Raw genomic sequence first — 24,073 nt, forward strand, 5'->3', positions numbered from 1 at the left:
GGGTCCCATTGGTCCGACGGTGTCAAGCAGTACACCTACGCGTACGTCGACGGCCAGGGCGAACGACGTGAGCTCACGACCTCCACGGCGGGCGGCGAGCGGGCCGAGATCACCTACGATCCCGCACACCCCGCGACCGCCCAGGTCGGCGGTGGCACGACGGGATGGTTGGTGTTCGGTGCCGTGCCCATCCTGCTGCTGGGCCCGCTCCTCCTGGCCGGCCTCTCGTTCGTGGTGGTGGGCGTGGCGGCCCTGGTCTCTTGAATCAGCGACCCAGCAGTATCGGGAGCCCGGTCGATCACACTCTCGTCCGCCCGGCAGGCTGAGTGGCTCGGCGCGACCATCGCCTGCTGACCAGGCGGTGGCCGGTCTTACGATCTGTCCGTGACTGATACTCCGACGCATTGGGCCGTGCGCCATTTCTCGCAGGCCAACCCCGCCGGCCCGGGCTGCGACAGCGTTCCGGCGCTGCGGCGGCGGCTGGCCGATGCCATCGAGGCATTGGGCCCCGCCGAGATTCAGGATGTGGTGATCGAGTCGGAGATGACCGAGCACGGCCCCTGGCGCTCGGGGACCGTGTACTTCCACCTGCCCGAGGATGAGGGCTGAGTCCGGCCGTCACATGCGCAACCAGAGGGTCCACGGTCTCGCGTTCCGTGGTGTCGGCCGCCGTGCAGTCGAACACGTACGAGCTCATGACCTACCCGCGGACCATCCCGGTCGAGATGTTCGAGAACGAACTGGTGGACATGGTTACCCGCTATCTGCGGGGCGATCAGTAGCTCCTGCTGGCGCACAGAGGCTCGTCGGCAAGACCTCCTGCCACTCTGGCCCGGCGTACTTGAAGGGGGTCGAAGGTGCACGGGGCGCCCGGTCAGGGTGCTGTCGTCGTCTCAGCCAGTTTCTGGAACTCGCCCAGGTCGTAGTTGGCGAGCGTGGAGTCCAGATTGGTGAGCGCGCCGAGGTGTTCGATGAACCCCTTCGGGTCGTACTCGATCTGCAAGGTGACTCGGCTGGTCGTGTCGCTGAGGTGGTGGAAGGTGACCACCCCGGCGTGATCGACACCGTCCACGGTGTGCCAGGCGATCCGGTCCTCGGGGATCACCTCGGTGAGTTCCGCGACGAAGTTCTTTTCGGCGCCGGGGAGTTTCAATTGCCAGGCGAAACGTTGTCCGTCCAGCCTGTCGACACGACGCACGTGGCTCAGAAAGGTCGGCCACCTGGTGACGTCACTCCAGAGTGCCCATGCGACGGACACAGGGGCCTGAATATCGACAGTTTCGACTAGAGAGGCGGACACTTGACGACTCCTCACACAGGGGCTTCTTCCGGAAGGGCAGTGAATTCCTGCTACCCGGGATGAAACTGCACATGCGTCGTCGTTGAGCGTCCCCGGCTCACGGCTGGTCACCAGCAGATCTACCGCTGTGGTCTGCTCGCCTTTATCCGGGTCGCGATGAAAACGAAGGCGGTGTAGACCACGGCAAGTCCTATGCAGATCCACCCTTTTGTGTTGCCGCTCAGGATCATGGCGATGCCGACGAGCACCAGGACCACGGAGAGCGCATAGGTCGGCAGGGCATTTCTGCGCATGGCGGTCTGAGAGCCGTAGGTCGCTCTACCGAATCTGTTCATGGTTGCCTGCTTTGGCGGGAAGAATCCGAGTGTGAACTGGCAGGCGGTTTCGGTCGGGCTGGGTGAAGCGGCCGATGGCGGCGGTGAGGTAGAAGCGTCGTGCGCAGGCGCGGTTCCGTCACGTGCTCACCACCGCGGACCGGCGTGCGCAGGCACAGAGAAGCCTTCGCGGTGTGGAACGCCGGGGCGGCGATGTCCACTCCGAAGATCGGACGTACCCCGGCGCTCACCGTGGCGGGCGGAGGCCCGGAAGCGGCGTGGAGTGCGTGAAACTCTCCAACGCGTGACTCCGAGCTGCGGGTCGGGGTGGTCAGTCGGTGGCGAGCATGCCTGCGCGGAGTTTCGCGAGGGTGCGGGAGATGAGGCGGGAGACGTGCATCTGGGAGACGCCGAGGTGTTCGCCGATCTGGGCCTGGGTGAGTTCGTCGACGAACCGCATGTGGATGATGCGCCGTTCGCGATCGTCGAGTTCGGCGATCAGGGGGGCCAGGGCGTTGAAGTCCTCGACGAGTTCGAGGGCCTTGTCGTCGAGGCCGATGAAGTCGGCCAGCGCGGCTTCGCCGTCGTCGCTGGAGCCGATGGTGGCGTCGAGGGAGGCGGAGTTGTAGCCGTTGGAGGCGAGGCGCGCTTCGATGACCTCTTCCTCGCTGAGGCACATCAGCTGGGAGAGTTCCTTGGTGGTGGGCATACGGCCGAGCCGGCTGCGGAGCTCTTCGTTGGCTTTGGCGAGTTGGACGCGTGCTTCCTGGAGGCGGCGGGGGACGTGGACGGCCCAGGAGGTGTCGCGGAAGAAGCGCTTGATCTCGCCGGTGATGTAGGGGATGGCGAAGGAGGTGAACTCGACTTCGCGGGTGAGCTCGAACCGGTCGATGGCCTTGATCAGCCCGATCGTGCCGACCTGGACGATGTCCTCCATCTCGTCCTGGTCACGGCTGCGGAACCGCGAAGCCGCGTATCGGACGAGCGTGACGTTCATTTCGATGAGCGTGTTGCGCGCGTACTGGTACTCGGCCGTGCCCTCTTCGAGGATGCCGAGCTGGTCGAGGAACAGCCTGGTCAGCTGACGGGCGTCCTTGGGAGCGACCTGCGAAGGGTCCGCGATCTCCGGCAGCACCACGGTCTGCGCCTCTGCCGTCTTCGTCACCGTCATGTCAGGCCCCTCCGCGTGATCCAGACTCCGTGTCGCCGGTTCCTTGTCCACCGACAGTGATCGGGTTACCCAGGTTCGCAGAATGCATACCAGGTGATTTCAGAGCGGGTGTGTCGCTGCCGTCGGTGCGGAGTAGCGGGCCGCGGTGGGGCTGGGGGCGGGATGCCTGGTGGTCGGGTGCGGGTCGGTGGTGATCCACGGAAGTGGGGCGGGCCGGAGTGTCTCCGGCCCGCCCCACTTCTGGGCTGGTGCGAGGTCAGATGACTCGCTGGGTCTCGTAGTAGTCGGCTACCTGCTCGTGGTAGCCGGCGTCGCCGATGTGCTTGTCCTTGTCGAACTCGGGGGACTCCCGGATCTGGTCCTTCGTGAGGCCGACGTAGATCTTGCGCTCAGCCGGGTCGACCGACTTCACGGTTCCGGCGGGCAGCAGGACGTGCATGCCGAAGATCCACACGCCGGTGTCGACGACAAGGTAGGAGGAGGCGACGTCGTCCGAGTACTTGTCGACCTTGCCGATGCTGCCATCGGTCGCCTCGACCGTGTATCCGATCAGGTCGGTGCCCGTGGTGTGGCCGGTGATCGGCTGGTAGCCCCAGATGTTGTCACTCATAAGGAACGGCTCCCTCATTGAGATTCTTTGTTGCGCCCGCACGTGAACTGTGAAGTCGGGCAGACACCATCACATTCGGTGACGCCGCTTCAGACCTTCGGAATTCCGGATGCCCGCCTACCAGCGGTACCAGCGGCCTCGCTTGCCACCGTTCGCCGCAGGGCGGATCACAAAGCCCAGGACCCACACGACCAGCACGATGACGGCGATCCACCACAGGGCCTTGAGTGCGAAACCGGCACCGAAGAGGATCAGAGCAAGCAGAAGAACAAGAAGAATAGGAACCATTGTTATCAACCTCCGATCCATCGATTGCCCCGTCGATCGATCTTCACTCCTGCGGGATTCTGTGTGTTCCTTGGGTGGCCCGGAGCCGCCAAAGGTATGTGCGACAGAGGCAGGGGCGAGTGGTTGTGGCTGCGGATGAGAAGGCGAAGGCCGAGGACGCCATCAAGCCCAAGTAGGGCACCACTCGTGATCCCGGTCCCGGCAGCCCGTTGGCCGCCGGGCCAATACCAGGCAGGAGAGGCGTACGAGTCCTTCGAGGGCACCTGGGAGAAGCTGCCCGACAGCACCGTCCCGATGCTGATCACCAACGGCTCTCTCGACGAGATCACCCCGCCCGGAAACGCGAGCATCATTCGACGACGGCCGCGGCTCGATCGCCGAGCCGCGGCCGTCATGTGCCGTCCGGATACGAACGGGACTACTGAGGGGTGAGTGTGAAGGACTGGGCGGTACCGCCGGTGCAGGTCCACTGCTGGAGTCGGGCGCCGTCGGCGGTGGAGGCGTCGGTGACGTCCAGGCACTGGGCGGGATTGCTGCGTGGCGTCAGGGTGTACGTGCCGCCTGTCCCAGGGACCGGCTTCCACTGCTGATTCGTACCGCCGCCGTAGGCCCAGAGCTGGATCTTCGCTCCGCTGCCGACGCCCGTCCCGCCGGTGACGTCCCAGACGGCGTTGGCCGCGTTGCGGCTGACGACCTTGTAGTAGCCACTGTCGGTGGGCTGGAACTGCCACTGCTGGTTGGTGCTGCCGGACACGCAGGCCCACTGCTGCACGGCGGCGCCGTTGGCGGTCGAACCGGCCGCGTCGTCAACGCACTTGCCGCTGCCGGAGTTGGTGACCGTGTACCACTTCGTCGAGTCCACAGGTCCGCTGGTGCCCCCGCCGACGTCGGGCCAGATGTAGGTGCCGACCGTCTTGGCGGGCAGTGTGCTGCTGACCTGTTGGCCGGCGGCGCGCAAGGTGAAGGGCTGGTTGGAAGCCGTCTGGTTGACCACGACGGTCACCAGGCTGCCGTCGGGGTTGAGGAAGGCGACGTTGGTGACATTGCCGCTGTTGCCGTTGTTCGTCTGGACCCGGGTGGCGCCGCGTGCGATGAACTTCGAGAACTGGCCGACGATGTAGTACTCGGGCAGTGCCCAGTACGTGTCCGGGTTGCTCGGCGACTGGATGAACATGGTCGGGTCGGGTGCGCCGGACCACTGCTCGGGGCTGCGGTTCTGGTCGAGCATGGTGACCCAGTCCTGGTACATGATCGACTGGTTGCGGAAGTACTGGACGATCCGGTCCGCGCCGGCGGTGCCCCACACGGCGCGCTCGGTCATGGCCACGTCCTTGGTCGGGTAGCTCGACTTGACCTGTCCCATGGAGGACGGATCCCCGCCGTAGTCGTGGAAGGCGACGCCGTCGACCGAGTTGAACGCGCTGCTGGGTGAGCCGGGGTTGCCGAGGACTCCGGCGGTGTAGGACGGGCCGTCGCCGAAGTTGTGGTCGAAGGCCCAGATCTTGGTCGCCGAGGCGCCGTTGCCGTTCAGCTCGGTGCGCAGCGCGGTGGCGACCCTGCGTTCCTGGTCGGCGGTGAGCGTCATGCCCGGGTAGTCCGGGGGCGAGAACAGCGGTTCGTTCTGCATCGTGACGGCGTACAACGGCAGTCCCTGGCCCGCGTAGGCGGTGACGGCCTTGCGCAAGTAGGTGGCGAGCACGGGGATGTTCGCGTCGGGGAGCGTGCCGCCGATCAGGCTGTTGTTGTTCTTCATCCAGGCCGGGGGGCTCCACACACTGCCGAACAGCAGCAGGTTGGGGTTGATCGCCTTCGCTTCCTTGAGGACCGAGATGATCTTGTAGTCGATGTCCTTCTGGATGGAGAACCGCGACAGGCTCGGGTCGGCGGCGCCGTCGTCGTAGGTGTAGAACTGCCGCGAGGTGAAGTCGCTCGAACCCAGCGGGATCCGGGCGATGTTGAACCCGGCGCCGTTGACCGGGTCGACGAGCTTGCGGAGTGCGGCGGTACGCGCGGAGGCACTCATCCGGGACAGGTTGTAGATCGTGGACTCCTCCAGCGAGGAGCCGACACCCAGGACGGACTGGTAACGGGTGGCCGTGTCAGCGGTGATGGTGGCCGTGCCCGAGGCGGTGACCGCGGTGAGGTCGGACTGCCGCGACAACTGGTACGGGGTGGAGGCGAGACCCGTCGCCGGGTTGGTGAACCAGTTCGCGTTGGCCGGGCCGAATCCCGAAGCCGTCGACTCCGAGCTGAAGTACACCTGAACGGGAGCGCCGGCCGCTTGGGCCGACGGTGCGTTCACTGTGGTCAGAGCGACGGGTGCCAGCAGCGCGCCGACCGCCGTCGCCGTCAGCGCGAGCGTGGCCCGACGGCTGCGCACCACGGGAGTGGCGGTCCGGGAGCGCGGTCGCCACCAGTGGGGGTGTCTCAGAGGCACGGAAACTCCTGATCGGGTGGGGGATGTCGCCTGCCGCTCGGTGAGAGCCGGTGAGACTCGCTCGTCCGACGCCGGGAGGCTGAAGCGACTGGGCTGGGCGATCAGTTGGGGGTAACACGGGTGTTCACGGCTTTTTACAAGTCGTGAACTTAGAGGGGGCGCTGAAGCACCGTCAACCCTCGCGTCGCAACGGGCGTATCAGGTGTGGTGCCTCGGTATCGCCCGGATCTCCCCGCCCCGCGGTGAGTCCTAGAGGATGTGCCGTCCTGCGGCGACTACCCGGAGATCGGCGGCACCCTGGCCGGCGCGGAGAACAACACCTCGTGCGGCGACGGCACCGAGCCCAACTCCGCGGGCGCCTGGACCGCCAGGTCGACCACCGTCTTCGGCCGCACGGTGGAACTGCGCTACAACGGCACCCCCGAGTGCGCCTGGGGGCGTATCAGCGGCGGTGCGCCCGGCGACGTGAACGGAGGGGAGACCCGTCGACCGGAGAAGGTGTCGGGGCCCGACTCCCGGAGGGGTGAACCATCAGGTCGCGGCCGGGGGCCCTTCGGTTACCCTCCTACGCAAAGACCCTGCTGGGGAGGGTGAGTTGACGGGGAGTGCAGCGGCTGTCGCGAGCGGTGGTGGGCGGGTGCGCAGGAGAGATCTGCGGGGCCGGGCCTTTCCTGCGCTGACCACGGGTACGTCGGCCGAGCGGCTGAAGTCGGTCGAGTCCCTGCGGGCCTGGGTCGAGCAGGAGGCCGAGGACGCCATGGACTGGTACCTGGAGGACAAGCGGCTCAAGCGGCTCGGCTCCCGCGTCATCCGCGGCGTGATGATCGTGCTCGCGACGACCGGCACCGTGATCCCGCTGGTCGGCGCGGCCGCGGACGCGGACATCCAGAGCTGGGGCTATGTCTTTCTGGCCGCGGCGGCGGGGTGCAAGGGCTTCGACTACTTCTTCGGACTCTCCACGGCCTGGATGCGTGACATCACCGCCGCGCAGGCGCTGCACGGCGAGTTGAACGAGTTCCGGCTGGCCTGGTCGGCCGAGTTGTTGAGGGACTCGACGGGCGAGCCGGAGCAGGCGGTGATCGAGCGCAGACTGAGCCTGATCGGCGGGTTGGTCGGAAAGGTCCGTGGGCATCTCGAATCCGAGACCGCCGACTGGAGCACCGAGTTCCGGGCCGGACTCCAGCAGTTCCAGGACCAGTCCGCGGCATTGCCGGCGCCACGGGAGGCCGGTGCCCCGGCGGAACGCTGACCGGTCGATCCCGCCGTCCAGTTCCCGGCCGACAGCGCACGGCCGAATCCATGTCGCGGATCCGTCGGCCCCCCGAGGATGTACAAGTCATGCCACGATCCACTCGTTCAGCAGTCCGGACAGGCCACGTCTACGGCCCACGGCCCGGTACGAGCCCGGTCGAGGGGCTGTTGGTGCGCTCCGACCCGGTGGGAGCGCGGCTGCTGGGACGGGCCCTGCGCGCTCTCGCCGAGCCCGCGTCCCTGCTGCCGAGGATCAGCGCCGTCTGGCTCTGGGGCGACGAGATCGTCGTAGAAGTGGCCGATCCGCCGGACCGGTTGTTTCCCGAGCGGTGGCAGGCGCGGCGCGATGAGCGGTTGTGGTTCCTCAGTCGGGAGAGCGTCGGGGCGCACCAGGAGGAGGGCCGGGACCGGGACTTGGCCCGGGACTTGGACTTGAGTACGGCGATGGGCGTCTCCGCGTTTCCTCACCTCGTGTCCGTCGGTCGCGGCGAACAGCTGCGGCTGCTGCTCAACCTCGACGCGGGGACCGGCTTGTGTGCCGTGACCGGACCGACGGCGCACCGGGCCGCGCTTCTTGAGGCGATCGCCGCCGAGCAGGCCACGGCACCGTGGTCGGGCGACGTCCGCGTCACCTGCGTCGGAGTGGCGCACGGTCTGGACGCCGAGTTCCCGGAGCGGGTGACCGTGCTGCCCGATGTCCCCTCCCTGATCGAGTCGTTGGCGGAACGGGCGGGGCAGTACGCGCACTCGGGGTCGAACTCCCGTCCCGTGCTGACCGGTTGGGCCGCCCGGCCCGCGCATCCCGCCACCGCGGGCGAGGTGGTGCTCATCGGGACCGAGCCGACCCCCGCCGAGGCCCGGCAGCTCGCCCGGCTCGTCGCCCGGGACCGGACGACCGGGCCGCGCGTCCTCGTCGGCACGGCACACCCCGGTCTGCCCGGCGCGGGATACGGCATCGACATCGACCGCGACGGCCGGGTCACCGCTCCTCTGCTGGGGGTGGTCGCGGGGCCGCGGTCGGCACCGGCACCGGCCGCCGAGATCCGCGTACGGCGCCCGGCCCGGGTGACACCGCCCCCCTCGTGGTCGGCCGCGCCCATCGGCCCGGGGCGGCGCACGGGGGCCGCCGGCGCCCGCTGGAACATCACCGTCGTGCTGCCGGGTGGCGCCCAGCAGGACGTCGTACTCGAAGCCGACGAGTCGACCCCCGTCCGGGTCGTCGCGGAGCAACTCGTCCGGCTCGGTCCGGCTCGGATGGCTGCCGGACCTCCCGAGCTGTTCAGTAGCGAGGGGGAACGGCTGGCGCCGGAGGCCACTCTCGGGCAGACGGCTCTCTACGACGGCTGCCGGGTCTTCCTCGGGTCGCCGACGGAGCGTGCGGGTGCGGTCGGAGGCGGGGTTCCGGGGCTGGCGCCGGAGGGCTTCGCGCGATTCCGGGAGCTGTACGTGTCGTCGGCCGGGGGAGGGGCGCTGGCCTTCGATCGGCGGGCGGCGAGCGCGTCCGGCGCGGACGGGCCGGTCGAGTCCGGGGCGGATCTGGGGGATTCCCTCCGGCGGGGTCTCGTGCCTTGGCGCCGTCGGTCGTCCGACGGACCTGATGGGAGGAGGCCGCGCTTTCCCGATCCCCGTGAGCTCTCGTCGGAGATCTTCGGCTCCCCGTCGCGGTTGTGGGAGCGGGTCCCAGGGCATCGGGACGCCTTCCTCCTGCGCGTCGGCACGACGAGGACGGATCCGTTGACCGTCGACCTCCAGAACGAGTCTCCTCTGGGTATCGCGGTCGGCCGGGATCGCGGCCGTAGGCTGGCCGGCTGGCTCGTCGCGCAGACGGCCCTGTTCCATCCCCCGTCCCTCGTCGCGGTGCAGGTGCTCACCGACGAGTCCGGTCAGGATTTCTGGCGCTTCGCACGATGGCTGCCGCCCGACGGGCTGATGTCCCGGGGGACCCTGCCCGTGCGGGTCAGCCGCGATCCCGCCGCGCACGCCGGGCTTCTCGAAACGGTGGAGCTGATCATCCGCGAACGCCTGCGCGGCGAGCCCGCGGCGGGATCGATCTGGGGCCGCACCAATCTGGTGATCGTCGTCGACGACCTGAGCGCTCTGCGCGCGACACCGTCGGCCGAAGAGATGCTCCGCGTCGGATCGGACGTCGGGGTGCATGTGATCTGCCTCGCCGACAAACGGGCGGGGCTGCCGGACTGGTGCGGGACCGTGCTCCGGTCGGACGGCGACGGACTGTCTCTCGAAGTCTCCCGACCGGGGCGTACCGTCCTGACGCGTGAGTTCCGCGCCGACGACGTGTCACCGCACCAACTCGACTCCCTGGCCCGCCTCCTGGCCCCGCTGCGCGACAACTCCGCCGAGCCGACCGACAACCCGGCCGAACGCCTCCTGGACCTCCTCGACCTGGACCCCCCGACCCCCGAGAGGATCGCCGACCGCTGGGCGGGCACCCCGCGTTCCCCGGCGGCCGTGCTGGGCGGTTCGGTCGGTCGGCCCTTCGTCCTCGATCTGCCGGGCGACGGCCCGCACGCCCTGGTGACCGGGATGGCCGGTTCCGGGATGGAGGAACTGCTCTGCGCCTGGCTCGGCTCCCTCGCCGTGGCGAACCGCCCCGACGAGCTGAACCTGCTGTTCGTCCACCACGACGGCGGTGAGGCGTTCGCCGAGGCGGCCCGGCTGCCGCACACGGTGGGGGTGCACACCGCGCTCGACTCCTATGCCGCCGCCCGTGGACTGACCGCTCTCACCGCGGAACTGAGGCAGCGTCAGCAACTGATGAAGGAGGCCGGGGCCCGCGACTTCGAGCAGTACACGGTGATCCGGGCGTCCGAGGCCGCCGGGCTGCCCGTCCTGGCCCGACTGGTGGTCGTGGTCTCGGACCTCGCCCGACTCCGGGAGGAGACACCGGAGTTCGTCACGGGGCTGATCGACGCCATGCGGCGGGGAGCGGAGTTGGGCGTCCACGTGATCCTCGCGACCCGTCGCCCGTCCGACGCCGTGACCGGCGAGGTACTGGAGTTCGCCCCGCTGAGAGTGGTCCTGCGGCTCGCCGATCCCGCCGACAGCGACCTGTTGATCGGTACCCCGGCCGCGGCCCGGCTGGACGCGGGGCGGCAGGGACTGGCGTATGTCCGCCGTTCCTCAGGGGAGTTGGAGCTGGTCCGTTGTGCGCGTCTGGGGCGCCGGCAGGAGGGGACGTCCGCCGCGAGCGACACCGTCCGGATCCGGGCGACGGACTGGACGGGCGCCCCGGAGCAGCCCGCGCCCAGGATCGCGGCCGTCACGGGAGTGGGTGAGCCGGCCGACCTCGTCGACGCGACCGCACAGGCCGCGGCCACCCTCGACGACCTGCCGACGCCGCACGTTCCGTGGCCGCCGGCGCTGCCGCTGTCGGTCAGGCTGAAGGAGACCGCCGTCGGGCCGGACGCCCTGTGGCCCCTGCGGCCACGGCCCGGAACCCGGACACCGGTCGTCTTCGGGCTGCGCGACGCGCCCGACACCCAGGGATTCCAGCAGGCCACATGGGACCTCGACCTCGACGGCCCCCTGCTCGTCCTGGGCGACCCCGGCAGCGGGCGGACCCAGACGCTGCTCACCCTCGCCGTCGCCGTCGCCGAGCAGTACGGCGCGGACGACGTCCACCTCTACGTCGTCGACTGCGGCTCCGGAGCCCTCGGCGCCCTCACCGACCTGCCGCACTGCGGGGCCGTGGTGACCCCGGACGAGCCGGAGCGGATGCGGCGGCTCATCGACAAACTCGTCGACACCGTGCGCAGCCGTCAGGAACGCTTCACGCAGACGGGCCTCAGGAGCCTGCACGGGCAGCGGCAGGAGGGCCACGGCCGGGGGCGACAGCCGTATCTCGTCCTCCTGCTCGACGGCTTCGAGGAGTTCCGCGGCTGGGCCCGCGGGACCTCCAACGAGGGATGCCTCACGGACCTGCTCGACCTGCTCCGGGACACCCGGTCCGGGATCTGTCCCGTCGTCGCGGGCGGCCGGCAGGTACTGGGACTCCGCCGCGGTGCCGGGCGGAACACCACCCTGGTCCTCGGACAGGCCGGCGACACCGGCTACGAACAGGCAGGGCTGGCCGGACACCTGCGGCCACCCGTCGTCGTGCCCGGTCGTGCCCTGTACGCGGGGACCGGCGCGGAAGTTCAGATCGCGCTGCCCGACCGGATCCAGGAGACGGTGCTGGAGACGCGCCGGCGCGACGCCGAAGTGCCGTTGGAGAGCAGGCCGTTCCGGATCGGGAGCAGCGCGCTCGCGGCCGACCGCTTCTCGCTCGGACCGGCGGGCCGGCCGGTGGGCCGCGAGGACGTGTTCGCGTGGCTGAGCCGCACCTACCGGGACGGCGCGTCCGCCGCGCTGCTCGGGCCGCGCAGGGCCGGCAAGTCCTGGATCGTCAAGGAACTCCAGGAGCGCATGCGGTCCGACGGCCTGGGCGATGTGCAGAAGGTGGTGACCCTGTCCAACCGGGACCGGACCGGATCGCAGGACGACCTCGCCGTACGGCTCATGCCCGCGCTGGCTCGATCCACTCGGCCCGCCGACGAGTTGATGGACCGGGCCGCCGAGGGCACCGGTTCGTCCCGGCTCGTGCTGCTGCTCGACGAGGTCGGCCGGCTCACCGGCTACCACCCGGCGGCCGTGTCCTGGCTGCGCGACCTCGGCCAGGCCGGCGCCTGGCTCGTCTACTGCGGCACCTACAAGGACTGGAACGACGCCCTGCGCCACGCGCGCAAGGTGCCCGGGTCGAGCTACGGAAACGACGTCAGCCATTTCACCCTCGGGCCGCTGACCGAACAGGACGCCCGCGAGTTCCTGACGGGCACCGCCGAGAACGAGGGGCTGGAGATCCCCTCCGGCACCGCCGACCGCATCCTCAGGAACGTAGGACCCTGGCCCTTCTACCTCCAGGTGGTGGGCGACGCCCTGGTGCGGTCGGCACGCGCCGGCAGCACGCTGGCCGTCCACGACTCCGCCGAACTCGAATCGCTCATCGAGCGGGAACTCCTCGTGAAGAAGGCCGATGTCTTCCGCTCCCGCTGGAGCGAGATCGGCCCCGCGGCCCGCGAGGCCCTGCTCCGGGCCCGAGGTGGACAGCCCAGGGACCTCAGCCGCGCGCAGGGGAAGGAACTGCGCGAGGTGGGCCTGCTGTTGTCCCAGAACGCATGGCTGTCCGACCGGCCCTTCTTCGACTGGATCCGGCACGCGTACGAGGAACTGCACGACGAGGAGCAGCACCGATGAACCACTACCGGCCGAGCCGGTCGTTCGACCCGAGCCTCGACATCAGGTTCCGCGGCACACGGATACCACCGTGGGCGGTACCGCTGGTGGAGAGGCACGAGCCCAACGACGCCTGCTGGCTGGTGGTCATGCCCCGGCGCTCCGGCAAGAGCTGGCTCGCCGGGGCGGTACGCCGCGCCCGCCCCGAGGGACGCACCCGGCTGGTCGACGTACGCAGCGACACCGATGTGCGCAGGGCGGCGCTGACCTGTCTGACGAACGGCAAGGCCGCCCGCCCGCAACTCGGCGACGTGGACATGGTGCTCGTCGACGAGCCGGCCATCGGCCCGTCGGGGAGACAGGCCCGGGATCCCGGGACGCTCGCCGCGGGACTCGGACGGTTGCGGGAGGAGGGCGTCGTACCGGTGGTCTTCGCCACGCCCGCCGAGTACGAGCTGCTCGCCCCGCACCTGGGGGCCGACGCCTCCAAGGACGTCCGCATGCCGCCGCCGGTCACCGACGAGGAGGCGGCGTGGATGGCGGACCGGGCCCCCGAGTGGGCGCACGACGTCGTGGCCCTGCTGCGGGCCGAGCAACCCGGCTGGCTCCTCACCCCCTTCCTGCTGGAACTCGCCCTCCAGACCGCCGAGGCCGAGCCCGACCTGCGGACGGATCCCGCCGAACTCTCCCGCCGGGCCGGCGAAGAGGCCGACCATCCGCAACACCGGTATGTCGACCAGTGGTTCCACAACGGCATGTCCGCGACGCACCGTGCCGTCATACGGCGTGAGCGATGGCGCGACGCCGGGCTCGACTTCACCTCCGACGCCCGCGACGCGCAGACGATGCGGGAGGTGCTGCGCCCGGTGGCCGCCGACCCCGTGATCGCGCACCACCTGCCCGCGGTGCTGCGCGTGCATCACGTGTCCGACCTGCACTTCGGCGGCCGCCTGCGGTCCAACGTCGACCAGAAGGACCGGACCCAGGCGGGTGCCGCCCTCGCCCGGCTCACCGGCGAGGGCACCCCGCTGGAGAGCTATCTGGAGCACGTCCAGCACCTCGCCGGACAGGGCAGGGCCCCGCACCTGGTCATCGTCTCCGGCGACCTGGTCGACCGCCCGCTCGACGAGTACGGACGCGAGGCCCTCGACTGGTTGGACCGTCTGGCCCGGCTTCTCACCGATCACCCCGACCTGCGCCGGGACGACCCGCGGATCCTGCTCGTGGGCGGCAACCACGACGTGTCCTGGGACCGGTGCCTGGACCCGAGGCCCGGCGCCCGCCACGAGTGGTTCGCGCGGGCCTTCGACGCGTACCCGCACCCCGACCTGGACAAGGACAAGCACGAGGACCGCCGCCTCTACGTCCGCTACCCCGACGCCGGCCTGCGGGTCGCGCTGCTCGGCTCGGCCGAGTCGGGCGGCGAGCCGGCGAGCAACGAGGACCGCGACCGCGTACGCCAACTCCTCGCCGAACTCGCCCAGTCGGAGGACGGCGTCCAGATCAGCGACCTCATGGGGCGACTCGAACGCCACGACCCCGGAGTCGTGGCCCATCCCGTGCTCAGACGTCTGAGCAGGGAGACGGGGTGCGTGAACCTGGCCGTCGTCCACCATCCGCTGTCCCCGGTGCCTGCCGTGGAAGTGGCGCCGTACGCCGGTGTCGTGAACGCCGGCCAGGCCAAGGCGTCCCTCGCCGAGGCCCACACCGCACTGGTGCTGCACGGACACACCCACCTCGGCTTCCTCGCCTCGGAACGGCTGATCGACCGCGACCGGCCCTGGACCACCCGCATCGCGGGCGCCCCGGCGCTGGCCAGCATCCACTCGAACGAGGAGAACGGCTACAACGAGGTCTTCATCGCCCGGGAGGGCGACGGCCACTCCCTGGCGGTACGCACCGTCCGCCTGCGCCAGGGCCAGTGGAGGGCGGACCTGGCCTTCGCCTTCCGCCCGGGAGATCCCGACGAGTGCGCCTTCGACGAGCTGGGCGCCGACCGCTCCCCGCGGAACTGACGAAGGAGGGCTGCTGTGCGTCTCACCCTCACGGTCGTCGACCCCCGCGACGGGAACTCCGCCGACGTCGTCCTGGACGCCGATCCCGACTCACCCATGGGGGAGGTCGCTCGCGCGCTGGAGCGCGTCCTGCTCCGCGGGGAGAGCGGTGAACGGACACCGCCCGTCGTCCACGTCGATGGACTGGCCGTCGACGCGGCGGCGACGCTGGCCCGGTCACCGTTGACGGAAGGGTGCGTCGTCAGTCTGCACACCCCCGCCGGCTCTCCGCCCCGCGAGGTGACCGGCATCGTCGAACTGCGCGTCATCGGCGGCCCGGACGCCGGGGCCGTGCACCGGCTGGGCCTCGGGCACACGGACATCGGTCGGGGAGCCGAGGCGCATGTGTGCGTCGACGATCCCGAACTGGCCGAACTGGCGCTGACGTTGACGGTGGGGGTGGACGGCGGGTGCACGGTGCGGAGGTACGACGCCGATGTGCGGGCCGCGCTGGACGGGGCACCGCTGTGCGAGCGTGCCGCGTGGCCCCTCGACGGTCAACTCGCCGTGGGCGGAACGCTGTTCGAACTCGTCGCCTGCGCGCCGTCCGACGGCGCTCTGCGTCGGTCGGAGGATGGTCGGGGGTTCGTCTTCGAGCGGCCCCCGCGGATGACCGCGCCTAAACGAGTGCGCCGTGATCCGGCCGCCACATGGATGCACAGTGCTCAGCGACGGGCCCTTCGCCGCAGGTGGATCCTCTTCCAGCTGTTCATGGGGCTGTTGCTCGTCGTCGCGGTGGTCTGCTGGCTGCTCCTCCACGACTGGTACCTCCTGCTACCCGGGCTGCTGAGTTCGCTGGCCGCGATGGCCGGCCACCGGTACTTCTCCCGTCAGGTCAGGGTGCAGGAGGATTCGGAGGCACTCCAGGACGAGCTGCGCGTCGAACTCGTCCGGCAGCGCCGCGCCGCCCCGTCCCCTGGAGCCGTACTCTCACTCGCCGCCGACCCCCGCGCCGGGTTGTGGGAACGCCGACCCGGTGATCACGACCATCTCCAACTGCGCGTGGGCACCGGCGCGATCAAGGTTCCCCCCGACTCGCCCGTCACCCTCCCCCTGCGCAAGCTCGGCGTGATCGGCCTGGCCGGCCCCGGGGACTCCGCCCGCGCGCTGGGGCGTTGGGCCGTGGCCCAGATCGCCGCGCTGCACAGCCCCCTCGACGTCCGGGTCTGCGTACTGACGGAGCGGGACGCGCAGGACTCCTGGGACTGGCTGAGATGGCTGCCGCACGCCCGCCCCGTCGGCGGCGCCGACGCCAACACCGCCCTCGGCATGGACTCGGAGACCGTGGGGGTTCGTATCGCCGAACTCGTCAACCTCCTTCACGCCCGGAAGCAGGAGCGGGGGAGCGGCGACACCGCTCGTGCGCCAGCGCCGGACATCGTCGTGGTCTTCGACGGCGCCCGGCGGCTGCGGGCCATGCCCGGTACGACGTTGCTGATGAGCCAGGGGCCCGCTTTGGGCATCCACGTGCTGTGTCTGGAGGAGGACGAGCGGTTCCTGCCCGGCGAGTGCCAGGCCGCAGTCGTCGCCGAACACCAGGAACACACCGGCCGGTCGGCACTTCGCCTCCGTGTCGATTCCGCAGACTCGCCCCGGGTGAACGACGTCCGGCCCGACTTCGTGTCCGCGGCCTGGTGCGCCCAACTGGCCCGCTCCCTGGCGCCCTTGCAGGCCGTCCGTGACGAGGCCGAACCCGCGTCCCTGCCCGACCGCTCGCGCCTGCTCGACGTACTCGACCTGGCGTCGCCCACCGGATCGGCCGTCGCCGAACGCTGGACCTCCCGCAGTCCGTCGACCGTCGCCGTCATCGGCGAGACCTACGACGGCCCGTTCGGCATCGATCTGCGCCGTGACGGACCCCACGCGCTCATCGCGGGTACGACGGGCTCCGGGAAGTCGGAGCTGTTGCAGACGATCGTCGCCTCGCTCGCCCTCGCGAACTCTCCCGAGCACCTCACGTTCGTGCTCATCGACTACAAGGGCGGTTCGGCGTTCAAGAGTTGTGATCGGTTGCCGCACACGGTCGGCATGGTCGCCGACCTCGACCCGTACCTCGTTCATCGGGTCCTGGATTCCCTGGGCGCCGAACTGCGCCGCCGCGAGCACCTGTTGGTGAGCGCGGGCGCGAAGGACATCGAGGACTACCACGACCTGCTGCGGCGTCACCCGGGCGAGCACGAACCCCTGCCACGGCTGGTCATCGTGGTCGACGAGATCGCCTCGATGGTGGGAGAACTGCCCGACTTCGTCACCGGCCTGGTCAACGTGGCGCAGCGGGGCCGCTCCCTCGGCGTCCACCTGGTGCTCGCCACACAGCGGCCCAGCGGTGTCATCTCCGCCGAGATCCGTGCCAACACCAATCTGCGCATCGCCCTGCGGGTCGCCGACCCCGGTGAGTCCCACGACATCGTCGGCTCGCCCGAAGCCGCGACGATCCCGAAGTCCACGCCCGGTCGCGCCTACGCCCGGCTCGGCCAGGCGTCACTCATCCCGTTCCAGTCGGCGCGCGTCGGCGAACGGCGCCGCCCCAGCGACCCGGAGTCGACTCCCCGCGCTCCGTGGGTCGCCGCGCTGACCTGGCCCGACCTCGGCCGGCGGGAACTGGCTGCGCCGAAGAGCCAGTTGGAGCGGGGAGCCACGACAGCCACCGACCTCGACGCGCTCGTCGCCGCCGTCCGCGAAGCCCACTCGGCGCTCGACATCCCGCCCCAGCGCACTCCCTGGCTCCCGCCGCTGCCCGAGATCCTGTCCCTCGACGAGGCGGGTTCCGCAGCGGCCGAGGCCGACGGGCCACGGCCCGGCCACCTGCCCCCGGTGGTGTTCGGAGTCGAAGACCTGCCCAACCAACAACTCCGGCGCCCGGTCCGCATCGACTTCGCGAACTTCAGCCACCTGCTGATCGGCGGCGCACCGCGCTCCGGCCGCTCCCAGGTCCTGCGGACGATCGCCGGGGCGCTGGCCCGCACCCATTCCTGCGGCGATGTGCACCTGTACGCCATCGACTGCGGCAATCGAGGACTCGCCGCGCTGGCCGAACTGCCGCACTGCGGAGCCGTGGTCACCCGCCGCGAGCCCGAGCGCGTCGCCCGGCTCCTGTCCCGGCTCAATGGCGAACTCGCCCGCCGTCAGGACGAGTTCGGCGCGCTGGACGCCGTCGACAACGCCGACCGCCGCGGCGGACCGGCGCGCCGGCCGCCGTACCTGGTCGTCCTTCTCGACAGCTGGGAAGGCTGGGTTCCGACCCTGGGCGAGTACGACTTCGGGCGGTTGACGGACGACTTGACGACGCTGATGCGGGAAGGCGCATCCGTCGGCATCCATGTCGTCATCACCGGCGACCGGCAGGTGCTCGCCGGCCGGATGGCCACCCTGACCGAGGACAAGTACGCGCTGCGCCTGATGGACGGCGCCGACTACTCCATGATCGGCGTACGGGCGCGCGCCGTGCCCGAGTCGATGCCCCCGGGCCGGGCCCTCCGTGCAGAGCGCGGCACCGAGACCCAGTTCGCGCTGCTGACCGAGGACCCGACCGACCAGGCGCAGGCCGAGGCGCTCGCCGTGATCGGCCGGGCGGCGACCGCCCGGGACGTCGAAGTGCCGCGTGAGCGGCGCCCGTTCACCGTCGCCGCACTGCCGGACCGGATCGGTTTCGACGAGGCGTGGCGGCTGCGCGACCGGGAGGGTTCGCGTTCGGGGCGCTGGACGCTGGCCGCCGTCGGCGGGGACGAACTCACGGGGTACGGTCCCGATCTCGCCGTCGGTGTCCCGGCGTTCGTCGTCGCGGGACCGCAGGGATCGGGCCGCTCCACCGCCCTGCTCACCATGGCCCGAGCTTGCCTCAAGCAGGGCGCCCGCCTGGTCGTGGCGGCGCCGCTGCCGTCACCGCTGCGCGAACTGGTGTCGCGGGAAGGCATGTTGGCGTACTTCACGGGCGCCGAGCTCAGGGCGGGGGCGGTCGAGGAGGCGGTGGCGTCGGCCTCGCCCGAGCGGCCGATCGTGGTGATCGTCGACGACGCGGAGATCCTCGACGACTGCGACGCCGCTCCCTCCCTCAGGGACCTGGTCCGGCACGGCACCGTCCGAGGGCTCGCTCTTGTCCTCGGCGGCGACGAGGACAAGGTCTGCGCGGGCTACTCCGGTTGGCAGGTCGAGGCGGCGAAGGCCCGGCGCGGACTGCTCCTGTCGCCGCAGCAGCCCTCGTCGGGAGATCTCATCGGCCATCGGATCGGCCGCGGTTCGACGGGCCATCCGGTGCAGCCCGGCACAGGCCTCCTGCACCTCGGCGACGGCAAGCTCCTGTCGGTGCGGGTCCCGGCGCCGTGAACCTCTGCCAGGTGCGGGCCGTCAGTCGTCCGCGATGCCGGCGCCGCTGAGGGCGGGCACGGTGTTCTCCTGGCGGGCCAGGGAGCGGGCGCCGACGCGGAACTGGGCGAGCTTGTCGAGGATGGTCTCACCGACCGGGAGGTGTCCCCAGATGCTGATGCCCTGGTGGGTGCTGGGTTCCCACGTCGCCTCGTCGACGACGATGGGGTTCCAGCCGACCTCCCAGTCGAAGCCGGAGGGGGTGCGGGCGTAGTAGGAGAGTTCACGGTCGTTGGTGTGCTGACCGACGGTCAGCGACCCGAAGCCGAGTTCGCGGACGCGCTGGTAGCTCAGGGCGACGTCGTCGAGGGTCTCGGCCTGGATGTTGAGGTGCTGCACGCGGGTACGGACCGGGTCGAGCGGCAGGCGGAGGGCGTTGCCCACCGCGATGGTGTGGTGGCGTTCGTTGACACGAAGGAAGCGGATCTTCACTTTGAGGCCGCTCATGGTCTCGTCGATGTAGTCGCTCAGGCGGGCGTCGAAGACGGTGTTGAAGTAGCCGCGGATCTGCGTCGGCCTGGTGGAGGTCAGGGCGATGTGTCCGATGCCGGCATCGCCGGTGACGAAGCCGGAGGCGAGCATGCGCAGGGGCTCGGCGGACTTCACCGGGGTGGTGTAGATCTCCTGGGTGATGCCTTTGGGACCGGGGAAGCGCAGCAGGCGTTCGACGCCGCGCAGGGCGGCTTCCTCGTCGCTCCCGACGACGAGCGGCACACCGTGGGCGCGTATGCGGGCCTCGATCTGTTCGAAGGAGACGTGGTCGTCGATGTGCCAGCCGGTGGTGACGACGTCCTCGGCGGGGCCGCGCCGCAGCAGGAAGCGGCACTCCTGGTCGTCGAGGCGGAAGCGCATCAGGTCGCGGGAGAGCGTGTCGTGATGCATGCCGATGGCGTCGACGCCGAAGCGGCGCCAGTCGGAGAAGCGGTTGGTCTCGATGATCATGTAGCCGAGGTGGACGGCTCCGAAGACGGACGGGGTGTCGTGCCCCTCGTATGTGTTCATCGGTGGCCTGCCAGGAAGTCGGAGCAGAGGCGGTTGAACAGGTCGGCCTGCTCGAACTGCACCCAGTGCCCGGTGTTGGCCGCGATGTACAGGTCGCAGTTGGGGATGCGGTCGGCCAGCATGCGGGCACCGGAGGGACGGTTGACCATGTCCTCGGCACCCCACAGCACGAGGGTGGGCACGGGCAGCCGGCTCAGGCGCGGGTCGCGGGTGAAGTCCATCTTCAACAGGGCGCGCAGTGCTCCCCGCCCGGAGGGGAGCCTGGTGGGCGGGGAGGCGACGACCTCGGGGTCGATGCTCGCCTGGTAGCGGTCTTCGATGGCGGATTCCGGGACGGCGGCGGCGTTGAAGACGAGGTAGTCGCGGATGAACGTCTCCAGCTTCTGCCGGGAGGGTCCCTCGCTGGTGTAGTAGCCGAGCAGGCTCCTGGCGCCGCGGGTGGGCACGGTGCGGCTGGTGCCGATGCCGGCGGGGCCCATCAGCAGCATGCGGTCGACCCGGTGGGGAGTGTCCAGGGCCAGGCGCAGGGCGCAGGCGCCGCCGTAGGAGTTGCCGACCAGGTGGACCTTGTCCAGGCCGAGTTCGTCGATCAGACCGCGGATGTGGCGGGCGAGGTAGCCGACGGGGTCGGCGCTGTCGACGCCCTTGCTGCTGCGGCCGTAGCCGGGCATGTCGGGCACGATGACCCGGTACCGCTCGGCCAACGCGGCGATGTTGCGCGTGTAGTTGGAGACACCGGCGGCGCCGGGGCCGCCGCCGTGCAGCATCACCACCGGCGGGCCGTCGCCCGTCTCCGCAACGAAGATCTTCTTTCCGGCGACGTCATACGTCGTCTCCTGCATCGTCGGCAGGTCGGTCGGCGTGGTCATCTCGTTCCTCGCTCTGCGGTGATGGTCGGTTCGGCGAAGGGCTGTTGGCGGGGGGGCGACGGGGTGAGTTCTGTCGGTGGTGTCGTACGAGGCGATCACGGCGACTGCGCGGCGGTGGGCTCGATCCCGACGCGGTCGAGGTCTCGGTCGTGGGGCGGTCCCGATGTGGCGCTTCGATGCGCTCCAGAGCAACGGGGCGCGCATGTGTCCGCGACCGGTGCGCGGGCTCAAGTGCCGCCGCGGCGGGCGTGGGCGGGGGTGCTCGCGGTGCCGCCGGGGTCGTATTCGGGAACGTAACACGTTATTGGCGACCCGACAATAGGAGGCGTGAGGGGTCGGCGGGGGCGCCTGAGGGTGTGGGGTTCCGTGCGTCGGGAAGTGCTGTACGCAGGGGGTACGTCGAAATCCGCGGGGTTACTTCGGCCCGCGTGCCGTCACTTCCCGCGGCTCTCCGGCCCGAACTCCGTGATGATCAGCAGGAGAGTGCGCTCCAGCAGGGCGAACGTCTGCTCCCGGCTCAGGGTGCCGCGGTTGAGCCATTCGTTGGTCGCGGACCGTGTCATCGCGGCGAAGGCCCGGCACATGCCGCGCAGCGGTTCGTCCGTCCCGGCGCCCGGGTCGATGCCGAGTGCGCGCAGGGTCTGGTCGACGGTCGTCTCCTCCGCCTCCCGTATGACGGCGTCGACGTCCGGGTCATGGCCGTGCGACAGCGCGTCGACAGTCGCCAGCCACATGCCGCGATTGCGGTCGACGACGCTCAGGAAGCGTTCGACGACGCCGTTCACCCGCTCCTCGAGGGTGCCCTTGGGCAGCCGCTCCAGCACGTAGTCGGGTACGGCGACCATCTCGCGCAGCACTTCCAGGTACAGCTCTCGCTTGCCGCCGAAGTAGTGGTTGACCAGGCCCCGGGTGACGCCGGCCTCGCGCGCGATGTCCGCCAGTGACACGGCGCCGTAGGGCTTCTCGCCGAAGGCGCGGCGGGCGCAGGTGATGATCTGGCCGCGGCGGGCTTCCGGCTCCATTCGGGTCCGTGCCCGGCCTTCGGCGGGGGAGGGGGCTGTCACCGCGTCATCCTTTCACGCCTGTCGTCGGCGAAGATCGGTGGAGATCGGCGGGAGCCGTGGTGCGCCGGGGGTGCGGACTCGTCACTCTCGCCGTTTATTAGCGACCCGTCAAGAAAGGGAGGGTGGAATCGCCCGGCCGCTATTGACGTGGCGCCAATAGCGGGTCGACAGTGGTGCCACGCACATGCCCACACACACGCACGCTCGGTGCGTGACGGGCACCGCGGGACTCCGGCAGTCTCCGTCGAGTACGCCTGTTTCCCCCGACAGCGAAGGAGCTGCCCGGTGACGTCGACCTTGCCCCGGACGTTTTGTGAGGCGTTCCAGCAGACCGCCGAGCGTCAGGCCGGTCTGGTGGCCCTGCGTACCGTCGGCGGTACGAAGTCGCTGCTGTGGTCGGAGTACGCCGACCGGGTCCGGGCCCTGGCCCAGGGGCTGACGGCGCTGGGGGTGCGCCGCGGGGACACGGTCGCGCTCATGCTGCGCAACCGGCCCGAGTTCCACCTCGCCGACACGGCCGTCCTGCATCTGGGGGCGATCCCGTTCTCGCTCTACAACACCTCCTCGCCCCAACAGGTCGCCCACCTGCTCACCGACTCGCGGGCCCGGCTGGTGATCACGGAGGAGTGCTTCCTGCCCGTGCTCGACCATCCCGCCCGCACGGCGGACGCGACGGTCGTCACCGTCGACGGCGCCTTCCCCGGCACCCTGTCGCTGGAGGACGTCTGCGCCCGCACGGTCGCTGGGTTCGACTTCGAGACGACCTGGCGGTCCGTGCGTCCCGACGACGTCCTCACGCTTATCTACACCTCGGGTACGACCGGGCAGCCCAAGGGCGTGGAGATCACCCACCGGGCCGAACTCGCCCTGTGCGTGGCCTCCAACGAGCGGCTCGGCATCACCGCCGGGGACCGGATGATCTCCTTCCTGCCCTCCGCCCACATGGCCGACCGCTGGTCCTCGCACTACACCCAGATGACCGCCGGAACCGAACTGACCACCCTCGACCAGCCCCGCGACATCGCCGCCGCCCTCGCCGACGTCCACCCCCAGATCTTCGGAGCGGTACCGCAGATCTGGCAGCGCCTCTACAACGGCCTGTCCGCGGCCCTGCGACAGGCCGCCGACAGCGAGCCCGACGAGGCGCGCCGCCAGGCCCTGGCCCAGACCCCCGCGCTCGGGCTGCGCTACGCCCAGGCCGCCGAGGACAGGCAGCTCACCGCCGAACTCGCCGACCGCTGGGCCGCCTTGGACTCCGAGGTGCTGGCACCCCTGCGGGAGCGGTTCGGCCTGGACCGGCTGCGGGTGGCGGCCTCCGGCGCCGCACCCATCGACCCCGGCCTGCTGCTGAACTTGCGTGGCCTGGGCATCCCCGTGAGTAATGGCCTGGGCATGTCCGAGCTGTCGGGGATGGTGACCTATTCGCCTCCTGGTGAGGCACCGGTGACCTCGGTGGGCCACCTGCTGCCGGGGGTGGAAGCGTCGATCGCCGCGGACGGCGAGCTGCTGATTCGCGGCGAGATCGTCATGCGCGGCTACCGGGACGCTCCCGAGAAGACCGCCGCCGCGTTCACCGCCGAGGGCTGGCTGCGGACCGGCGATGTCGCCACCATCGACCCGACCGGCGCGATCACCCTGGTGGACCGCAAGAAGGACCTCATGATCAGCACGGGCGGCAAGAACCTGTCGCCCGCCGCCATCGAGGGAGCCATCCTCACTCACACCCCGCTGCTCGCCCACGCGGTCGTGATCGGCGACAACCGCCCCTACGTGAGCGCCCTGCTGGTGCCCGACCCCGACGCACTCACCGCCTTCGCCGCACGGCACGGCCTGGACGGCAAACCTGCCGAACTGTGCCGGCATCCCGCGGTCCTGGCTGCGATCGAGACGGGACTGGCCGCGGCCAACTCTGTGCTGTCCCGGCCCGAACAGGCGCGCGCCCACACCGTGATCACCGACGACTGGCAACCCGGCAGCGACTACGTCACCCACACCCGCAAAACCCGCCGCACACCCATCCACCAGCACTACGCCACCCAGATCGAAGCCATGTACACCCACCACACCGAACACGCCGCAGTCACCGGCATCGACATCGACACCGCCTGATCAGGACAGG

The 24,073-nt window shown here is 70.3% G+C and carries 15 protein-coding genes; 6 read left to right on the forward strand and 9 right to left on the reverse strand.

Features of this window, described 5'->3' with window-relative positions; all coding sequences use genetic code 11:
- The first annotated feature begins 384 nt into the window (after window positions 1-384).
- Window positions 385-609: a hypothetical protein gene (locus ACWD5F_RS10050; RefSeq protein ID WP_451252859.1), complete on the forward strand. Its 225-nt coding sequence runs from the start codon at window positions 385-387 to the stop codon at window positions 607-609.
- A gap of 265 nt (window positions 610-874) precedes the next feature.
- Here ACWD5F_RS10050 and ACWD5F_RS10055 read toward each other — a convergent pair whose 3' ends face one another.
- The 6 genes from ACWD5F_RS10055 to ACWD5F_RS10080 all read right to left on the reverse strand — a co-directional run bounded on the left by ACWD5F_RS10055 (window position 875) and on the right by ACWD5F_RS10080 (window position 6,120).
- Window positions 875-1,300 (reverse strand): SRPBCC family protein, encoded by a 426-nt coding sequence (locus tag ACWD5F_RS10055; protein ID WP_451252861.1) that lies wholly within the window; start codon window positions 1,298-1,300, stop codon window positions 875-877.
- Window positions 1,301-1,419: 119 nt separating this feature from the next.
- The gene (locus tag ACWD5F_RS10060) at window positions 1,420-1,635 is read right to left on the reverse strand and encodes a hypothetical protein (protein ID WP_451252862.1); all 216 of its coding nucleotides are present in this window, start codon (window positions 1,633-1,635) and stop codon (window positions 1,420-1,422) included.
- 310 nt (window positions 1,636-1,945) lie between these two features.
- Window positions 1,946-2,785, reverse strand: a complete 840-nt coding sequence (locus ACWD5F_RS10065) for an RNA polymerase sigma factor SigF (RefSeq protein WP_451252864.1) — start codon at window positions 2,783-2,785, stop codon at window positions 1,946-1,948.
- A gap of 256 nt (window positions 2,786-3,041) precedes the next feature.
- On the reverse strand, window positions 3,042-3,395 hold the full coding sequence (locus ACWD5F_RS10070) for a PRC-barrel domain containing protein (RefSeq protein WP_451252866.1): 354 nt from the start codon (window positions 3,393-3,395) through the stop codon (window positions 3,042-3,044).
- Window positions 3,396-3,512: 117 nt separating this feature from the next.
- On the reverse strand, window positions 3,513-3,683 hold the full coding sequence (locus ACWD5F_RS10075) for a hydrophobic protein (RefSeq protein ID WP_365736791.1): 171 nt from the start codon (window positions 3,681-3,683) through the stop codon (window positions 3,513-3,515).
- Window positions 3,684-4,101: 418 nt separating this feature from the next.
- Window positions 4,102-6,120: an RICIN domain-containing protein gene (locus tag ACWD5F_RS10080; RefSeq protein WP_451252868.1), complete on the reverse strand. Its 2,019-nt coding sequence runs from the start codon at window positions 6,118-6,120 to the stop codon at window positions 4,102-4,104.
- Window positions 6,121-6,757: 637 nt separating this feature from the next.
- On the opposite strand from ACWD5F_RS10080, the gene ACWD5F_RS10085 reads away from it, so the two are divergent.
- The 4 genes from ACWD5F_RS10085 to ACWD5F_RS10100 all read left to right on the forward strand — a co-directional run bounded on the left by ACWD5F_RS10085 (window position 6,758) and on the right by ACWD5F_RS10100 (window position 18,980).
- On the forward strand, window positions 6,758-7,369 hold the full coding sequence (locus ACWD5F_RS10085) for an SLATT domain-containing protein (RefSeq protein ID WP_451252870.1): 612 nt from the start codon (window positions 6,758-6,760) through the stop codon (window positions 7,367-7,369).
- An 89-nt stretch (window positions 7,370-7,458) separates the two neighbouring features.
- Window positions 7,459-12,624 (forward strand): FtsK/SpoIIIE domain-containing protein, encoded by a 5,166-nt coding sequence (locus ACWD5F_RS10090; RefSeq protein WP_451252872.1) that lies wholly within the window; start codon window positions 7,459-7,461, stop codon window positions 12,622-12,624.
- Complete coding sequence (locus tag ACWD5F_RS10095) at window positions 12,621-14,618, forward strand: metallophosphoesterase family protein (RefSeq protein ID WP_451252873.1); 1,998 nt, start codon at window positions 12,621-12,623, stop codon at window positions 14,616-14,618. Before ACWD5F_RS10090 ends, ACWD5F_RS10095 begins: the two co-directional genes overlap by 4 nt.
- Before the next feature lie 15 nt (window positions 14,619-14,633).
- Complete coding sequence (locus ACWD5F_RS10100) at window positions 14,634-18,980, forward strand: FtsK/SpoIIIE domain-containing protein (protein WP_451252875.1); 4,347 nt, start codon at window positions 14,634-14,636, stop codon at window positions 18,978-18,980.
- A gap of 21 nt (window positions 18,981-19,001) precedes the next feature.
- Here the strand turns inward: ACWD5F_RS10100 and ACWD5F_RS10105 are convergent, their stop codons facing one another.
- The 3 genes from ACWD5F_RS10105 to ACWD5F_RS10115 form a co-directional block, all read right to left on the reverse strand.
- Window positions 19,002-20,021 carry a VOC family protein gene (locus ACWD5F_RS10105; protein WP_451252877.1) on the reverse strand — a complete coding sequence of 340 codons (1,020 nt, stop codon included), beginning with the start codon at window positions 20,019-20,021 and terminating at the stop codon, window positions 19,002-19,004.
- The gene (locus ACWD5F_RS10110; protein ID WP_451252879.1) at window positions 20,018-20,890 is read right to left on the reverse strand and encodes an alpha/beta fold hydrolase; all 873 of its coding nucleotides are present in this window, start codon (window positions 20,888-20,890) and stop codon (window positions 20,018-20,020) included. The genes ACWD5F_RS10105 and ACWD5F_RS10110 overlap by 4 nt, the downstream gene beginning before the upstream one ends.
- Before the next feature lie 434 nt (window positions 20,891-21,324).
- Window positions 21,325-21,954, reverse strand: a complete 630-nt coding sequence (locus ACWD5F_RS10115) for a TetR/AcrR family transcriptional regulator (protein WP_451252881.1) — start codon at window positions 21,952-21,954, stop codon at window positions 21,325-21,327.
- 285 nt (window positions 21,955-22,239) lie between these two features.
- Here ACWD5F_RS10115 and ACWD5F_RS10120 point away from each other — a divergent pair, with 285 nt between their 5' ends.
- Window positions 22,240-24,063 carry an AMP-dependent synthetase/ligase gene (locus tag ACWD5F_RS10120; protein WP_451252882.1) on the forward strand — a complete coding sequence of 608 codons (1,824 nt, stop codon included), beginning with the start codon at window positions 22,240-22,242 and terminating at the stop codon, window positions 24,061-24,063.
- Window positions 24,064-24,073: the final 10 nt, after the last annotated feature.

This window comes from Streptomyces sp. NPDC002499, assembly GCF_053595415.1.

Bases quoted from the DNA above. Each gene is read 5' to 3' on its own strand.
- ACWD5F_RS10070 (WP_451252866.1), bottom strand. From the start codon at position 3,395: ATGAGTGACAACATCTGGGGCTACCAGCCGATCACCGGCCACACCACG.
- ACWD5F_RS10065 (WP_451252864.1), bottom strand. From the start codon at position 2,785: ATGACGGTGACGAAGACGGCAGAGGCGCAGACCGTGGTGCTGCCGGAG.
- ACWD5F_RS10110 (WP_451252879.1), bottom strand. From the start codon at position 20,890: ATGACCACGCCGACCGACCTGCCGACGATGCAGGAGACGACGTATGAC.
- ACWD5F_RS10105 (WP_451252877.1), bottom strand. From the start codon at position 20,021: ATGAACACATACGAGGGGCACGACACCCCGTCCGTCTTCGGAGCCGTC.
- ACWD5F_RS10090 (WP_451252872.1), top strand. From the start codon at position 7,459: ATGCCACGATCCACTCGTTCAGCAGTCCGGACAGGCCACGTCTACGGC.
- ACWD5F_RS10075 (WP_365736791.1), bottom strand. From the start codon at position 3,683: ATGGTTCCTATTCTTCTTGTTCTTCTGCTTGCTCTGATCCTCTTCGGT.
- ACWD5F_RS10095 (WP_451252873.1), top strand. From the start codon at position 12,621: ATGAACCACTACCGGCCGAGCCGGTCGTTCGACCCGAGCCTCGACATC.
- ACWD5F_RS10060 (WP_451252862.1), bottom strand. From the start codon at position 1,635: ATGAACAGATTCGGTAGAGCGACCTACGGCTCTCAGACCGCCATGCGC.